16 protein-coding genes are annotated in these 15,236 nt (G+C 38.1%); 1 reads left to right on the top strand and 15 read right to left on the bottom strand.

Annotation, left to right across the window (positions count from 1 at the left end; translation table 11 throughout):
• Window positions 1–87: 87 nt before the first annotated feature.
• From A3GQ_RS0102010 to accB, 3 genes are read right to left on the bottom strand one after another with little or no spacing between them, the layout of a single operon-like run.
• Complete coding sequence (locus A3GQ_RS0102010) at window positions 88–480, bottom strand: Asp23/Gls24 family envelope stress response protein (protein WP_156877504.1); 393 nt, start codon at window positions 478–480, stop codon at window positions 88–90.
• On the bottom strand, window positions 477–1,835 hold the full coding sequence (gene accC, locus A3GQ_RS0102005; RefSeq protein WP_028775630.1) for an acetyl-CoA carboxylase biotin carboxylase subunit: 1,359 nt from the start codon (window positions 1,833–1,835) through the stop codon (window positions 477–479). Before accC ends, A3GQ_RS0102010 begins: the two co-directional genes overlap by 4 nt.
• Before the next feature lie 15 nt (window positions 1,836–1,850).
• Window positions 1,851–2,345 (bottom strand): acetyl-CoA carboxylase biotin carboxyl carrier protein, encoded by a 495-nt coding sequence (gene accB / locus A3GQ_RS0102000; protein WP_028775629.1) that lies wholly within the window; start codon window positions 2,343–2,345, stop codon window positions 1,851–1,853.
• 274 nt (window positions 2,346–2,619) lie between these two features.
• Here accB and pepF point away from each other — a divergent pair, with 274 nt between their 5' ends.
• Window positions 2,620–4,413 carry an oligoendopeptidase F gene (pepF, locus tag A3GQ_RS0101995; RefSeq protein WP_028775628.1) on the top strand — a complete coding sequence of 598 codons (1,794 nt, stop codon included), beginning with the start codon at window positions 2,620–2,622 and terminating at the stop codon, window positions 4,411–4,413.
• A 139-nt stretch (window positions 4,414–4,552) separates the two neighbouring features.
• Here pepF and A3GQ_RS0101990 read toward each other — a convergent pair whose 3' ends face one another.
• The 12 genes from A3GQ_RS0101990 to A3GQ_RS0101935 all read right to left on the bottom strand — a co-directional run bounded on the left by A3GQ_RS0101990 (window position 4,553) and on the right by A3GQ_RS0101935 (window position 15,073).
• On the bottom strand, window positions 4,553–4,951 hold the full coding sequence (locus A3GQ_RS0101990; RefSeq protein WP_156877503.1) for a hypothetical protein: 399 nt from the start codon (window positions 4,949–4,951) through the stop codon (window positions 4,553–4,555).
• Between the two features lie 20 nt (window positions 4,952–4,971).
• Window positions 4,972–6,372, bottom strand: a complete 1,401-nt coding sequence (locus A3GQ_RS23095) for a hypothetical protein (RefSeq protein WP_037463592.1) — start codon at window positions 6,370–6,372, stop codon at window positions 4,972–4,974.
• Between the two features lie 758 nt (window positions 6,373–7,130).
• Window positions 7,131–7,640: an SRPBCC domain-containing protein gene (locus A3GQ_RS0101980; RefSeq protein ID WP_028775626.1), complete on the bottom strand. Its 510-nt coding sequence runs from the start codon at window positions 7,638–7,640 to the stop codon at window positions 7,131–7,133.
• A 209-nt stretch (window positions 7,641–7,849) separates the two neighbouring features.
• Window positions 7,850–8,410 carry a SpoIIIAH-like family protein gene (locus A3GQ_RS0101975; RefSeq protein ID WP_028775625.1) on the bottom strand — a complete coding sequence of 187 codons (561 nt, stop codon included), beginning with the start codon at window positions 8,408–8,410 and terminating at the stop codon, window positions 7,850–7,852.
• 14 nt (window positions 8,411–8,424) lie between these two features.
• Window positions 8,425–9,006, bottom strand: a complete 582-nt coding sequence (gene spoIIIAG / locus A3GQ_RS0101970; protein WP_037463589.1) for a stage III sporulation protein AG — start codon at window positions 9,004–9,006, stop codon at window positions 8,425–8,427.
• A 15-nt stretch (window positions 9,007–9,021) separates the two neighbouring features.
• Window positions 9,022–9,642, bottom strand: a complete 621-nt coding sequence (gene spoIIIAF, locus A3GQ_RS0101965; protein ID WP_028775623.1) for a stage III sporulation protein AF — start codon at window positions 9,640–9,642, stop codon at window positions 9,022–9,024.
• Window positions 9,643–9,646: 4 nt separating this feature from the next.
• Window positions 9,647–10,837 carry a stage III sporulation protein AE gene (gene spoIIIAE, locus A3GQ_RS0101960; protein ID WP_028775622.1) on the bottom strand — a complete coding sequence of 397 codons (1,191 nt, stop codon included), beginning with the start codon at window positions 10,835–10,837 and terminating at the stop codon, window positions 9,647–9,649.
• Between the two features lie 11 nt (window positions 10,838–10,848).
• On the bottom strand, window positions 10,849–11,238 hold the full coding sequence (gene spoIIIAD, locus A3GQ_RS0101955) for a stage III sporulation protein AD (RefSeq protein WP_028775621.1): 390 nt from the start codon (window positions 11,236–11,238) through the stop codon (window positions 10,849–10,851).
• Window positions 11,239–11,254: 16 nt separating this feature from the next.
• The gene (spoIIIAC, locus tag A3GQ_RS0101950) at window positions 11,255–11,461 is read right to left on the bottom strand and encodes a stage III sporulation protein AC (RefSeq protein WP_028775620.1); all 207 of its coding nucleotides are present in this window, start codon (window positions 11,459–11,461) and stop codon (window positions 11,255–11,257) included.
• An 11-nt stretch (window positions 11,462–11,472) separates the two neighbouring features.
• The gene (spoIIIAB, locus tag A3GQ_RS0101945) at window positions 11,473–11,991 is read right to left on the bottom strand and encodes a stage III sporulation protein SpoIIIAB (RefSeq protein WP_028775619.1); all 519 of its coding nucleotides are present in this window, start codon (window positions 11,989–11,991) and stop codon (window positions 11,473–11,475) included.
• Window positions 11,979–12,938 (bottom strand): stage III sporulation protein AA, encoded by a 960-nt coding sequence (spoIIIAA, locus tag A3GQ_RS0101940; protein ID WP_037463587.1) that lies wholly within the window; start codon window positions 12,936–12,938, stop codon window positions 11,979–11,981. The genes spoIIIAB and spoIIIAA overlap by 13 nt, the downstream gene beginning before the upstream one ends.
• Window positions 12,939–13,741: 803 nt before the next feature.
• Window positions 13,742–15,073: a helix-turn-helix domain-containing protein gene (locus A3GQ_RS0101935; protein WP_028775617.1), complete on the bottom strand. Its 1,332-nt coding sequence runs from the start codon at window positions 15,071–15,073 to the stop codon at window positions 13,742–13,744.
• Window positions 15,074–15,236 lie beyond the last annotated feature (163 nt).

Here is a 15,236-nt window from a genome sequence, read left to right as displayed (position 1 = left end):
CCTCCAAAAAAATCCGAGCCAAAAGGCTCGGTTTCTTAGTTACAACTACACTTTATGGTACAAAAGAACCAATACTTTTTTCTACTCTTATTTTAATCGACTTGGCTTCTCTTGCTTCTCTTTCGCTTTTTCTGGCTGAGGAACGCGAATACCTTCTACTTGAACAATAACTTGATCAACTACAATACCTGTCATCGCTTCAATCGCTGACTTTACTTGTTCTTGTACTTCCTGCCCCACATTAGGAATATGGTAACCATATTCCACAATAATGGATACTTGAATTGCTGTTTGCTCGTTTAGAGCTACTTGAATACCTTGTCGTAAATTTTTGCGGCCCAGCAGTTGATTAATATCACCAACTACTCCACCTTTCATTCCACTGACACCTTCCACTTTGGAAGCAGCCATACCAGCAATTATTTCAAGCACTTCTGGTGCAATTTCTACTTTTCCTAAAGGACCTAATCGTTCCATCATAATTCACCTTCTTCGAACAAGTTTATCCCTTCCAAGAACTGAATATGAAAATCTCCCTCTACAAAATTAGGTTGAGACATCATTTTAATGTGGAAAGGAATGGTTGTGTGCACTCCCTGAATAGCAAATTCAGTAAGTGCTCGGCTCATTCTGGCAACAGCCTCATTTCTATCTTTACCCCAAACAATCAATTTTGCAACCATAGAATCATAGTAGGGTGTAATAATATATCCCGGATAACAGGCACTATCAACCCTTACTCCTGTACCACCTGGCGGGAGATAAAACTGGATCGTGCCAGGTGAAGGAATAAAATTCTTCTCTGGTCGCTCTGCATTTATTCGACACTCAATAGCCCAACCATTAATTTGAATGTCTTCTTGTGTAATAGAGAGAGGATGACCTGCTGCTACTAGAATTTGCTCTTTTACTAAGTCTACACCAGTAATTAACTCTGTAACAGGGTGTTCTACTTGAATACGTGTATTCATCTCCATAAAATAGAAATTTTGATCACGATCAAATAAGAACTCAATCGTACCTGCTCCAGAGTAATTAACGGATTTAGCAGCAGCAATTGCTGCCTGACCCATTTTTTCTCGTATCTCTGGTGAAATTGCGGGAGATGGAGCCTCTTCAATCAATTTTTGATATCTCCTTTGAATGGAACAATCTCTCTCCCCTAAATGAATCACATTGCCATGGTTATCTGCTAAAACTTGAATCTCGATATGACGAGGCTCAACCAAAAACTTTTCCAGATAAACTCCAGGATTTCCGAAGTTAGCTTCAGCTTCTTTTTGTGCAAGGTTTACCGCATTTACCAGTTCTTCTTCACTGTAAACCACTCGCATTCCTTTTCCGCCACCACCTGCAGTGGCTTTTACAATTACAGGAAAACCAATGTCTTTTGCAGTGGAAAGTGCTTCATTGATGTCTTCGATCACACCTTCTGTACCAGGAACAACAGGCACACCGCTTCCCATCATGGTATCTCTTGCGGTTGTTTTATCTCCCATTTTAACAATTGCTTCTGGACTGGGACCAATAAAAGTAATATTACAGCTTGCACATAGCTCTGCAAAAGCAGCATTTTCAGCTAAAAATCCATATCCTGGATGAATCGCATCTACTTCTAACAACGTAGCTGCACTCATAATATTTGTCATGTTCAGATAGCTGTCACGGGCCATAGCTGGACCAACACAGTAAGCTTCATCAGCTAATGTGACGTGCAAAGCTTCTCGATCTGCTTCTGAAAAAATGGCTACCGTTGCAATTCCTAATTCGCGACAAGCACGAATAATCCGCACTGCGATCTCGCCACGATTGGCTACTAATACTTTTTTAAACATTATCTGCACCCCTTCCTAAGAAGGCTTTACGAGAAATAGTGGTTGGCCATACTCAACTAACTGACCATTTTCAACTAGTACTTTGACAATGGTACCACTTACCTCTGCTTCCAGCTCATTCATCAATTTCATCGCTTCTACGATACATACTACAGATTTACTATTAATGGTGTCTCCTTCGCTTACATAAGGATCAGCATCTGGAGAAGAGGCATGGTAAAAAGTACCTACCATTGGTGAAACAATTTTATGTAAGTTTGTATCTGTTGATTCCTCTGCTGTAACTGTATTAACAGGTTGTGTTTCTTCCACTGCTGGTGAATTTACCACAGCTTGTGGGGTAAATGAAGGAACAAAAGGAGCAGGGGCTGTAACTTGCCCAGTTATCACTTCTGGTTTTGCTTTTTTAATCGCTACTTTTTCTCCATCTTTCTCTAGTTCAAACTCATCGATTGAAGATTCATCAATTAAACGTATAAGTTCACGGATCTCATGCATTTTTAGTGTCATTGTGCCTTTTTCCTCCTTGAAAACATTACGCTCTTATCATATCCATTTTTCTCACAAAAGGCTAGTGTGATATCCAAAAGCCCTAAAGGATAAAGATTCCTATCCAATCATTTATTTTTAAATTCTACATTTCCATCCGAAACCGAAATTCATCTCTACATAAAAGCAAAAGGAACTGTTCTTCTGGTCGCTTTTGTGTATGCTCCAATCTTTAGATAAGTTATAATAAAAACAAAGTTGTACAAAAATTATTGTCCCTTAGGAGGACCATTCGATGTCCAAATTACCATTACGTTCTGAACAAGATAAAGCATACCAATGGAGATTAGAAACTATATTTCCAACAAATGCTGCTTGGGAGGAAGAATTTGCTGCTGTAAAAAAACTTATTCCTTCGTTACGACAATTCGAAGGAAAATTAGCAGAATCCGCATCTGCATTTTATAAAGCATTGTCCACACGAGATGAGCTATCTTTGCGAATTGGCAAACTATTCGTGTATGCACGTATGCGTTACGACCAAGATACTACAGATTCTCATTACCAAGCATATAACGATCGAGCTTCCACATTAACGACAGAAGCAGGAAGTGCACTTGCATATTTACGTCCCGAGATTCTCGCTATTGATCCTGCCACCATCCAATCTTTTCTTCAATCCGAACCAAAATTGCAAGTATACGCTTATGAACTTGCGGAATTAGATCGATTCCGCCCACACGTTCTTTCTACAAAGGAAGAAGCTATTCTCGCTGAGGCTAGTGAGGTTTTAGGGGCATCCAGAAATACATATGGTCTTTTAAATAATGCAGATATGAAATTTCCAACTATCCAGGATGATGAAGGAAAAGACATCGAAATCACACATGGCAGAATGATTCAACTGTTAGAAAATACAAATGCTCGTGTTCGTAAAGACACATTTCATGCTGTTTATGATACATATGGTGGTTTAAAAAATACATTTGCTAGCACACTATCTTCCCACGTAAAAAAACACAATCTTGTAGCTCGTTTACGTCACTATGATTCAGCACGTCAGCGTTCTCTCAGTGGCAATAATATTCCAGAAAAAGTGTATGACCAATTAATTGCCATTGTTCACGAAAACTTGCCATTGTTGCATCGCTACATCAAACTACGGAAAAAGGCAATGGGTGTGAAAGAACTGCATATGTATGACCTTTATACCCCTTTCATCAGCCATACACCTAAAAAAATAACGTATGACCAAGCAAAAGAAACTGTTATCCGAGGACTTGCCCCGCTTGGAAAAGAATATACCAGTACACTTCAACAAGCTTTTCGAGATGGATGGATTGATGTCTACGAAAACCAAGGAAAACGAAGTGGTGCTTATTCTTTTGGTACTTACGGGACTAATCCATTTGTATTGATGAATTGGCAAGATAACATGGATAACATGTTTACTTTAGCTCATGAATTAGGACATTCTATGCATAGTTTCTATACTCGTAAAACACAGCCATATGTATATGGAGACTATTCCATATTTGTGGCAGAAGTTGCTTCCACTTGTAACGAAGCAATTTTAAGTGACTATTTACTTCAAACAACCACAGATCGTAATGATCGGCTTTATCTCTTGAATCATCAAGTAGACAAGTTTCGTGGAACGGTATTCCGTCAGACCATGTTTGCAGAATTTGAATTACTTATTCATCAGCGAGCTCAAAACGGGGAAGCACTTACAGCAGAAACGTTAACAAAGATGTACTATGAATTAAACAAAAAATATTTCGGGGACGAGATCATGGTAGATGAGCAAATCGGATTAGAATGGTCACGCATTCCACATTTCTACTATGACTTCTATGTCTATCAGTACGCTACAGGAACGAGTGCTGCTATGGCACTGGCTAAGCAGATCTTAGAAGAGGGCAAACCAGCAGTTGACCGCTATCTCACGTTCTTGTCATCTGGTAGTTCCGCAGGTCCAATTGAAGTCTTGCAGCGAGCAGGTGTAGATATGACCAAACCTCACCCCATCCGCTCTGCATTTGATGTATATGAAGGTTACTTGGATGAACTAGAAGAATTGTTATAAGCTCTGAAAATGAAAATACACCCCCTGAAATAGATATTAAAAACCTCCTAGGGTGATCTAATCTATTTTCAGGGGGTGCTTTACGTTCAGCAAGAGAAGACAAACTTTCAGACTAAGGCAAACTAGATATGAAAATCTGCTATTCCCAAATCAAATCTCTATTTAACTTTCTCGTTTCAAAAAAGTGTTTAAATGCCGCTACAACATCCGAAAACTCCACGCAATATTCTGCTGGAAAATCTATTCCAATTTGTTCCGATGTAATATAAAGATATTCATCATTTGGAGTGACATGTGGATTCACCAACTGGCTAGTCCCGAGTTGACCATCTTCTGGATAGAACTCGACTGCATATATCCGTGTATCCTCTTCCAAATCACCGCCGCAAACCATTAAAGATCCGGTCCCTGTTAATCTGAGATCTGCTTGAGTGAACGTCTCACCATCTATACAGCTTAACACCTGATAAATCCGTTCCCAACTGGGGTTATCTATCGTTTGGGATTTTCCTTCTATGTTTAAAATCCACTTTTCCATTCCAAAAACTCCTTCTTTGTTTACCAAGATACTCTTCGTTTACCGGGTCTAGGTGTAATTGTTTCTTTTCCTGCAGGTGTGATCACAACTAACTTGTCTAACCCTACTTCTTCAACTAATTGCTGTACTCCTCTAGAATCACCACAAGCAGTGCAAAATGGGCGATCTACGACTAAAGTTGCTGTACCGCCTAATATATTGTGCTGCTTTCTGTATTGATATAAATTCCAAAAAGCATCACCTTCCGCATGAAAAACGGTCTGATTATTTGTAGCACTCATACTTCTTTGACCACCACTTTTTAACCAAGCTGTCCTCATTGCTTTGTATCCGCCTTGGTCGCTGCCCCAGCCATTTCTTCCCCATATTTGTACTCCATCTGATTTTAAAACGGCCACTGTCTGCTCCGCCTTCAAATATTGTAATTCCTTTAAAACATAATCGTTTCCAATCGCTGGAATTCCTAGCTCTTTACGTACTCTTGCCACCGTATTCAAGTCCATTTTTTCAGAAGCAGGACGAATTTTAGGTACATTATTCACTTGTTTTATTACTTTCCCTTGAATTATCGAGCCATCTTTTGTTTGATATCTCCCTTTACTTATCTCTGCTGGTTTCACATTTTGTTTGATGTGCTCAATAAACTGGGATAAAGACTTTACAAATTTTTGTTGATCCTTAATCACTTTATTGATTCTTTTTTTGTACTCGATATAGATTTTACAAATACAAGTGGTGGTGATTTTCTTTAGTTGGGGAGAGAGGTATTCCGTAGTTACCGAACATTGACAAGTGTCACTTTTACCTTCTGCATAGGCTGGCGTAATACAAAAGATTTTGCTTATGGTACTGGAGATTTCATTTGCTTTCGAAGTTTTCTTTCCAATATCTATGCTGCTTTTAAAAAGTTCCGGTAATTGTTGATACATTTTGATTTCATCGCTGGCAGCCGTAATGAAATCGTTTAATGCCTGTTTTGCTACAGGTTGGTCCTTCTTAGGTAACTTTCCTATATCACCTTGTAATAAGAGAGCTTTTTTATTTATGTCTTGAAGATATTTTTGTTTCTTGTTCGTATAGTCAACAAGTTGATTGTTTACTATTTTTGCATATTCATTTTGAATTTGATCGGGTTTGAGTTCTCCAGAAAGTACCTTCTTCTGAAGCTCTTCACTAATTTTTTGGTAGTTGGAGAGTTTTACAGGAAATTGCACTTTTTGATATATGGCATATCTTTGATTCACAAGGCTCAGAAAATTGTAGTTGAAGGCTGTTGAATCGATCTGACTCTGCGTATAAGGAACAAATTTTTTCGGGGCAACCTTGTCTGCTGATGGAATACATCCTGTTAATAAACTAAAAGTAAGAACCAAAAAACATGAAAACTGTACGATACGCTGGAAAAATTTCTTCTTATTCATCAAATCCTCCTTTATGGATAGGTCTTACACTGGAAAACGATGGTTACTATCAGATTCACAAATCAAAAAAGTAAGATAAAATGCGGTATACTTTCCAACTATTAATTTTTTTACCTATAATTACGCTCAGGATCGATATCACTTATGTTCTATCCATTTCTTGCATACATCTATATCATGTTTTTGCATTTTTCTTCATCTGAAAAAAATTGTAATCGCAACTCACAATGACAAACTTTTGTTCATCCACAGAATAACGAATAGATTTTATTCCATAGATTTTATTCCATAGCTTTTTTTATCAAATATCAAAGGTATGTGGGCTTTAGGAACAAAGGGCAAGTTACATTCACGACAAACCCATCTGTGAAAAGATTGGGAATAAAAACGCATGGGAATCTCACATTTATACATTCTAATAGTCCCCTTTTATAAATACTGCATGAATTTCATCATTATTTGGAGTTCTTATCCTTTATTCCTAATTATATCATTTTAGATATTCCTAAAAGGAACAATTTTCATTTTAATCAGAATCTGAAGTAGATCAGGAACTATCCAATTAAGGCTTTGATAAAGCACCTGCACATGTAGTAGAAGAGGAACGGAATAAAGAGAAGGATTAACTTATATGAAGGTGATCCAGAAGGCTAATGCAAAATAAAATATAGAGACTCCAGATATCTGGAGTCTCTATATTTTTTATCCCTAATGAAACCTTTTTCTATAAAGCGCAATAACATTCATGAAAATTGTAATTATGATAGTGCTCTCAAATGTTCCTCTAATCGATCGAGTGTCTGGGTAATTCCTTGCTCCATCCCCATATCCAATACGGATTTAAGCGCTTCAGGAGATTCATATTTTGACTTCGTTATCAGTTTTGTCTTACCTTCATGTTCTATAAATAAAACAGTAATTTCACTTGAAGGCATACCTTCTACTTCATTGGCATCCGCATCGGAGAAGTAATCCGTGTAATGGATCTTTTCATCAACTACAATCTCATGATATATCGCTTTCCCCCAAGATTCCATGCCATAAAAATCCCCTTGATTTTTATCCATACACTTCATGCAATAGTGCCAGATGCCTTCCTGTCGAAAATCGATATTACAAACCGTAAGCACCCATCCCTTTGGACCCCACCAGTTTTTTAGATGGTCAGGCTCAGAATAAGCTTGAAATACTAATTCACGTGGTGCATCAAAAACACGCTCTAGTATAAATGTTTGGCCTTCTACTCTGGAAATTGTTTTATTTGACATAGGGAAATTCCTCCTGCAATTTGTTTTTTCTTACATTTTTTATTTTCATAAAGTGTTTCTTCTGTAAACAATATAACCGAAATAGAATATTCCTGTCAAGGAATATTCTATGATTATTTTCTCCCTTGATGTTTTCTATAATGACTCCACAACAACTTGTCATTCAAGTAAATAATATTACATAAAAAAGAAGCGTATGGAAACGCTTCCTATGCTTTATATGCAACAGATATTTGACTTGCAGCGACCTGCATTTGTTTTTGAGCCATTGCGATAATCTCCACTGCTTTTTTTCTACTCAAATCTTTGCTTTGCACAATGATATTGACATGATTGTTATTTTGCATCACGACTACATCTTGAAATCCTGTTTCTCGAATTTGTTCTTCCAACGTTGTCTCTGCTTTGTCTAACTTGTTCATCTCCTCAATTTTGGTGTTTGCAGTTTCTAATTCCTGCTTGGTAGATGTTGGGTTCATCAAAACTTGATAGTATCCTTCTAACTGTTTTTCTCTTGTTGTATTGCGTTGCATATGGTAACTAACAAAATAGTCACTAGCTTCGCTTGTTTCTTTTTTCATCGTCACAGGCTTCTCCAACGCTTTGATATCTACTTGAACCTGGCCTTGTTTGACATTACCCATCTCATCAATACTTTGAATAGCAGGGCCTGCTGGTTGATCCGGTCCTGTTACAATATAGTAAGCAGAAAGTACCACCATCAAAGTTAACATTGTTACTAACCACATTGTTTGACGATTCATTACCATTCTTTTTCTCCTCCTCAACCTCTTGGCAATACAGAAATCCGATACGACGGTACGTCTAAAATTCGTTGTACTGCTTCCATTACAAGTGCTTTAACTTGAAGATTTTCCACACCTCGAGCAACAACCAGTACTCCTCTCACTCTCGGTTTTAATCGTTTGATAATGATAGGTTGTTCACCTCGATCTGTTCGATAAACAGAAGTTTTTTTATCTACATTGTTTTGATTCACCGATCTGGAGCCACCTTTGGTGTCTGATTCACTCGTTGTTTGTTCCGATTCATGGATATCTGATTGGAGTACTTCTTCTTCCGTAGAATCTATATTTACAACCACAGACACATCACTTACTCCGACTACTTTACTTAAGATAGTGGAAAGTTCATTCTCAAATTGTTCCTCGTAACCTTTCATCCCATTTTGCTGTAAGCTACCAGTTGGTTTGGAATCACTTTGTTCCGTTGTTAATGGATTAGAAGTTGCGTCTTCCTCTTGAGTAGTTAAAAAAGAGGAAAAAAGAAGAATACCAACCCCAACACAACCTACCAAAATGAGATAATGCCATTTTTTTTGTTTTGGTAACCATTTTTGGAGCATGTCCCTCACTCCTACTTAAGGGCTGAAAACCTGGACATTGACTTGTTTTGCATCTATGTTCCAAGTACTCCCTATAAAATACTGAAGTTCTTGTTGCATTTTTGTATCCTGTTTGATAGATTCTTCACTTGTCATTTCTCGATTTACATCAATAGTTTCAATCGGTTTTATGGCTTCTGAAGAAGCATCTTGTTGCACTTTTATTCCGTGTACATCTATTCTCTTAATCACAGGTGTCTCTTTACTAAAATCGGCAGTAACTTTGGCGCTCACCACCTTTACGTTGTATTTTTGAAATACCTGCTTACGAATCCAAGAAGTGATCGTATTTTGGAATTGCTTTTTTATTTCTGCATGTTGCATTTCTGTAAGCTGTATACTATTCTCTTTGATTTTCTCGAAAGATGTATACTGATCATTCTGCAAAGCAGGGGCAAATAAAGCAGATAACTCGGACCACTTATCTTCACGAAGTACCAATTGCAAAACAGGTTGAAGAATGGATACGACGATGATTAAGCCCATGATCAATTTGACATACCGTTCCAATGAAGAGCTTGGGAGTAACAGATCAATAAAGGTAGCGATAAAAATGATCAAAATTATTTGTCTTATCCAATCACTAACCCACTCCATCCCTTTACCCCCTTATCATCATGGAAAGATTCCCAGCAGATATCACGATTGTAATCGAAAGAAAAAACATCAACCCTACTGCAGCTAATGCTGCAAAAACATAAAGTAATGTACGTCCAATGGTTGCAAGACTCGTGATGATCGGACTATTGCCAAGTGGTTGCATAATTGCTGCCGAGAAATTGTAAATAAAACTCAATGTCAGTATCTTTAGTGCTGGAAAGGCACAGATCAACAGTAAGATGATAACACCAGCTAGCCCGACACTATTCTTCACCAAAAGGGATGCGCCAACCACTGTATCTGTCGCATCGGCAATTGTCCGTCCTACTACTGGGACAAAGTTACCACTAATATATTTTGCTGTACGGATAGTTATGCCATCAGCAACCGCAGTAGTAGCTCCTTGAACAGATAAAACACCTAAAAAAAGCGTCAACAGCACTCCCAAAACTCCAATACTTACTTTCCTCATCAAATCTGCCAATTGATTTACTTTGTATTTTTCCGACAAACTGCTTACAATATTCAAAATGGTGGAAAAGAAGAGTAATGGTAAAACAACAGTGTAAATAACTGTACCGATCACATGAATCATAAAAATAATGAGTGGATGAAAAAAAGTAACAGAACTAATATTACCCATCGTCGCTAGAAGAGCTAGAAGTAAAGGAACCATTGCTAGCATAAAATCAACCATTCCACCAATGGCATGTTTTGCTGCTGCGATTGCAACGGAAAAACTATCTACTGCTAAAACGATGAGAACCATAAACACCACTGCATATGCTACTTTACTTACTTGATTTCGCTCAAAAGCAGTTTGTAACGTTGCCAAAATCATACTAAAAACAGTCAAAACAATAATACTTCCTAAAAGCTTGCCTCCTTGCAAAACTTCATGAAAAAAGTAATTCATAAAAGCCAACAATATACTTTTCCACGTAAATGATTTTTGTTTGGTCAACAACTCCATTAAACTCGGAAAATCTTTGTCTTGAAAATATTGTCCATAAGTAGAACGCAGTTGCCCCCAAAAAGTTTCTACTTCTGCTAACTGCATTTGATTAAGTTGTGAGCGAATCAAATTCTCATTATTTTGCGTTGGTCCTAGACTTTCTGTCGCATACGTAATACTTATCGATACAAGAAAGAAAAAACAGGTGAACAGGAGGATGCTTAACACTCTGGTCATACTAATCCTCCTCAAGTTGGCAAAACTTGCATGACTGTCTCAATGATCACCGTAATAATAGGAATCGCCATCACCATAATTAAAATTTTGCCTGATAACTCAATCTTTGCTGCAATCGATCCTTGACCAGCATCTCGAGTGACTTGTGCACCAAACTCCGTTATGTATGCAATACCAATAATTTTTAGAATAGTGGTCAAGAAAAGTTGGTTCACATGAGCCTGTACAGCCAAATGCTCTAAAATTTTAACCACTTCTGCTATTTTTCCGGCTAATGCAATGAAAATGATAATGCCGGTGAAAGTAGCTAGAAGAAAGGCGAAGACGGGTTTTTGCTCCTTAATAACAAGGACTAAAAAAGTAACAATTAACCCAAGCCCCACCACCTGGATTATCTCCAAGCGGATCGCCTCCTCTTCACGATCGGAACAAGAAGACATTTTTTATCGTTGTAAATAGATCTTGGAGCAACGTAACGATCATAAAAAGAACAACACCAAATCCAAATAAAGTAACCCAATGAGCAAAATCTTCTTTTCCCATCTGCTTCAATACCGTATGAATCATTGCTACAATAATCCCTATTCCAGCTATCTGAAAAACAGTGTCGACATTATAAGGCATTTGGATCTCCCCTAGTACAACAAGATAATCAGGAGCGCTCCTGCAAGGACACCTAGTGTTCGAGCCATCTTTTCATACTGCATTTGTTCTTCTCGAGCTTTTTGTTCTTCTACTTGTAGATTTTGTTTTACTAAAGCTAGATGAGTGAGTTGATTATGACGGTCCGAGTTCCCAAGCGTCTTGCAAAACTGCAAAAACACTTCTTTTTCACTTGTTTTCATCGCAGTAGTAGGCCACCAATCTTGCACTGCTAACTGCAAACAATCATATGTCGCCGCACCATCCATCGTGGTAAGACGCAGCGACATCAAACGAAACAAGTCACTGATCTGTTCGAGTTTTCGGTCACCAATGTTTTGACACGCAGACGACAAGTTTCTACTTCCATAACCAATCTCTGTTTCTAGGATAGCTAGTGCCCCTATCAAACGACGAATTTGTTTTGGACGAGCAGCTAATCTTGCAGCAAAAACGAGACCAATACCAGTTGAAGCGAGAAGAAGAAGGATACAACCTATCAATTTGAGCACTGTTTGCTCCGCAAAGGCTCACATTTTCCATCATATACTGCTTCGATGGTTCCAGGACCTGCCTTACGACTTAACAAAACGATACGTTCAAAAACTCCCTCTTCAATTAATTCTCTCAAAATAGGCCGTTTTCGCACTTCTTCGATCGAACTACCATGAGCTGTCGTGAATAGATGGACACCAGCATAAATAGCTTCGTGAATGGCATCAGCATCTTCTTTGCGGCCAATCTCATCTACCACTAAAACTTCTGGAGACATCGAGCGTATTAGCATCATCATGCCCTCTGCTTTTGGACAAGCATCAAGTACATCGGAACGAGGACCTATATCATGTTGTGGTACTCCTAAAACACATCCAGCTATTTCAGAACGCTCATCTACAATGCCGACTTTTCTAGCTCTACATCCTTCTCCCGTACTAACAATACGTACAAGATCTCGTAACAGGGTGGTTTTCCCACAACCCGGCGGGGATACAATCAACAAGTTTTTAATTTCATCTTGATGAATGATACTAGGGAGAATCACAGTTCCAGCGCCTTTAATTTGTCTTGCTATACGAATATTAAACCCGGTTATATCTCGGACATGTTTCACTTTTCCACCTTCTGTGATGACCTTCCCAGCTAATCCAATGCGATGCCCACCTTCCACGGTGATATAGCCGAGTCGCAGTTCTTCTTCCAATGCATAGAGGGAATGATTACTAATCAAATTCAATAGCTTGTGACATTCCTCTCGAGTGGGCAACACACTATCTTTGGCATCTAGTTTTAGTTGCTGGTTACTACTAACAAACCATGTTTTTCCTGCAGCTATTACCTCTAAAGGGCGTTCTTGTCGAATTCTCACTTCCTCTAATCCAGATAAGATTGTTCTAGGAAGCGATTGTATTCGATTTCGAAGGGATAGAGGCAAAACTTGATAAATTGGCTTTAAATCCATATCACACCTCAATTCCCACTCAAACCTGTTTTATCATCATGCTTATGGTAGACATGCTTCCTTTATGCTTGATGAAAGAAAAAAACTGCTAGAAAAATCCAGCAGTTTTTTAGTAAAGACCATAACCTATCAAATGAAATTGATAACCATCTCACTTCATTGGTACATTTTTAGTTAATAAGAACGCTTGACACTCCATACGGTTAAAGCCATTCTTGGGACGGTAGTCTCATGACTACTTCATTACCAAGCTAACCCCGTGAGCCCCACGGTTCATTACAACAGAATAGTCCTACTGCTTGGTTTTTCGCATTTCAAACTATCCAATAAATGTAATTGATGGTAGTTTATTATCAGAATGTATGTTTGTAAATATATTTTCTGAAAAAAGTGTTGGACTTGTGAGAGGGCTGAACCCTTTCTCGTCCAACGCTTACTTTCATCCCACGATTTAAACCGTGAGTTTTCTCACTCGCAATCTATAAATTTTATCTCATCTACAAAGTGAGACTAGGAGCATAGCGACTTAGTGAGACTTGTGCCCTAGTCTGAGGTGCAAAGTGAGACTAGGAGCATAGCGACTTAGTGAGACTTGTGCCCTAGTCTGAGGTGCAAAGTGAGACTAGGAGCATAACGACTTAGTGAGACTTGTGCCCTAGTCTGAGGTGCAAAGTGAGACTAGGAGCATAGCGACTTAGTGAGACTTGTGCCCTAGTCTGAGGTGCAAAGTGAGACTAGGAGCATAACGACTTAGCGAGACTTGTGCCCTAGTCTGAGGTGCATAAGTGCAACTAAACCTCTGTCTACGCCTTAAAAGGCTTGTGGGTAGGCAAGTTCTCTTTACTGATATTATCCATTGTCATTTGCATCTCATACATCTCCACTGTACATGCAACAAATTTATCTGAATCTATATCTTGATACACTTTCGCTGCTTGGAAAATGGCATCATACGCTAAAGTTGGCAATTGAAATTTGGTTGCCAGATCTCTAGCTTTATGAAAATACATCATGGCTTCCGATGCTTCATTACGAACCAAATAAACTTGTCCCATGGCCAAATAAGCACGAACCAAATCTTCTACCTCACGATACTTCGTACCAAGTTGGATTGCTTTTGTTAAAAGTACACTTGCTAGTTCGTACTCCTTCTGTTCTTGGAGTAATTTCCCATAGAATGTATAAGTTGAAATAAGGGCAGACTTATCTTTTACATGAAACTCAAATACTTGAGAGGTGCGGAAACATACTTCTGCAAGTTCATATTGACATTGGTGAGCATATATCTTTCCTAGATCTCCCCATAACACACAAAGAGCATCATATTGATTATTTTGTTTTGCCAATTCAATACCATCTTCTGCATACATGCGAGCTTCTTCCCATAACTCGGTGGAAAGTAACAATTTCACTCTTATTTGAAAAAACCCAAGAACTAAATCAATTTGTGTCATTTTATCCAAATAGGACCAGTAATCCTTCATCATTTTTAAAGCTTCTGCTGTTCTTCCTTTTTTTAATAAATAATGTGCTTTGTTTTGAATCAAAGAAAATTTGGTATTTGTTTCATCTAGTTTGATGTGAAGCCCTTTTTCTACATAAGCTAATGCTTGATTCAAGTCATTCCGGTGGTATGCAGTACGAGATAATTCATCATAACAAGCAGCTTCTAATTCACTTGATTCCATATGCAATCGACTTAATCGTATTGCTTCATAATAAGAATGAATCGTTTTTTTCCACTCTTCCAAGTGATGATGACACTTTCCTTTTAAAAACATGACACGGGCTGCTAGTGGATGATGGTCCGCTAATTTCAACCCGTTTAATTCTGTAAGCGCTTTCGATTCTTCGCCGCAAACAATCCATGACTCCAATGCCGTCAATTGCAGAGCAATATGTTCGTCTTTCTTTTGTAAATTCTGTTCGAGTATCGTTAGATCAGAAAGGTTAATTCCTAGTTTTTGAAGAAGATAATTTACTTTTTCTTGCTTTACATGGGCAAAACCACGTTCAATATTACTAATCGTAGATACTGATATATTTTCATCCGCTAAGTCTTCCAGACGAAGCCGCTTATCTTTTCGATAATTACGTATTGCCTCTCCTACCAAATTGAGATCTACAAATACCATACTTTTTCCTCTCTCTCCTCAAAAGGAAATAACCCTAATGATTTATCATCTAGGGAATTTCATTTCCAAATAACCAATTTCAAATGTATTGTACCATATTTATATGTATTCTGAAAACACTAAAAATATAAAAAAATGGATTTCTATCCATTTTGTTTGTTAT

This window comes from Shimazuella kribbensis DSM 45090 (assembly GCF_000428065.1).
Lineage (GTDB): Bacteria > Bacillota > Bacilli > Thermoactinomycetales > Thermoactinomycetaceae > Shimazuella > Shimazuella kribbensis.
This window is presented reverse-complemented; position numbering and strand designations above follow the sequence as displayed.

What these genes read in the sequence shown, in the direction of transcription:
- A3GQ_RS0101935 (WP_028775617.1), bottom strand. Translation starts at nt 15,073, where the DNA reads ATGGTATTTGTAGATCTCAATTTGGTAGGAGAGGCAATACGTAATTAT.
- A3GQ_RS23095 (WP_037463592.1), bottom strand. Translation starts at nt 6,372, where the DNA reads ATGAATAAGAAGAAATTTTTCCAGCGTATCGTACAGTTTTCATGTTTT.
- A3GQ_RS0101990 (WP_156877503.1), bottom strand. Translation starts at nt 4,951, where the DNA reads ATGGAAAAGTGGATTTTAAACATAGAAGGAAAATCCCAAACGATAGAT.
- A3GQ_RS0101975 (WP_028775625.1), bottom strand. Translation starts at nt 8,410, where the DNA reads ATGGTAATGAATCGTCAAACAATGTGGTTAGTAACAATGTTAACTTTG.
- spoIIIAE (WP_028775622.1), bottom strand. Translation starts at nt 10,837, where the DNA reads ATGACCAGAGTGTTAAGCATCCTCCTGTTCACCTGTTTTTTCTTTCTT.
- pepF (WP_028775628.1), top strand. Translation starts at nt 2,620, where the DNA reads ATGTCCAAATTACCATTACGTTCTGAACAAGATAAAGCATACCAATGG.
- A3GQ_RS0102010 (WP_156877504.1), bottom strand. Translation starts at nt 480, where the DNA reads ATGATGGAACGATTAGGTCCTTTAGGAAAAGTAGAAATTGCACCAGAA.
- accC (WP_028775630.1), bottom strand. Translation starts at nt 1,835, where the DNA reads ATGTTTAAAAAAGTATTAGTAGCCAATCGTGGCGAGATCGCAGTGCGG.
- spoIIIAG (WP_037463589.1), bottom strand. Translation starts at nt 9,006, where the DNA reads ATGCTCCAAAAATGGTTACCAAAACAAAAAAAATGGCATTATCTCATT.
- spoIIIAA (WP_037463587.1), bottom strand. Translation starts at nt 12,938, where the DNA reads ATGGATTTAAAGCCAATTTATCAAGTTTTGCCTCTATCCCTTCGAAAT.
- accB (WP_028775629.1), bottom strand. Translation starts at nt 2,345, where the DNA reads ATGACACTAAAAATGCATGAGATCCGTGAACTTATACGTTTAATTGAT.
- spoIIIAC (WP_028775620.1), bottom strand. Translation starts at nt 11,461, where the DNA reads ATGCCTTATAATGTCGACACTGTTTTTCAGATAGCTGGAATAGGGATT.
- spoIIIAF (WP_028775623.1), bottom strand. Translation starts at nt 9,642, where the DNA reads ATGGAGTGGGTTAGTGATTGGATAAGACAAATAATTTTGATCATTTTT.
- A3GQ_RS0101980 (WP_028775626.1), bottom strand. Translation starts at nt 7,640, where the DNA reads ATGTCAAATAAAACAATTTCCAGAGTAGAAGGCCAAACATTTATACTA.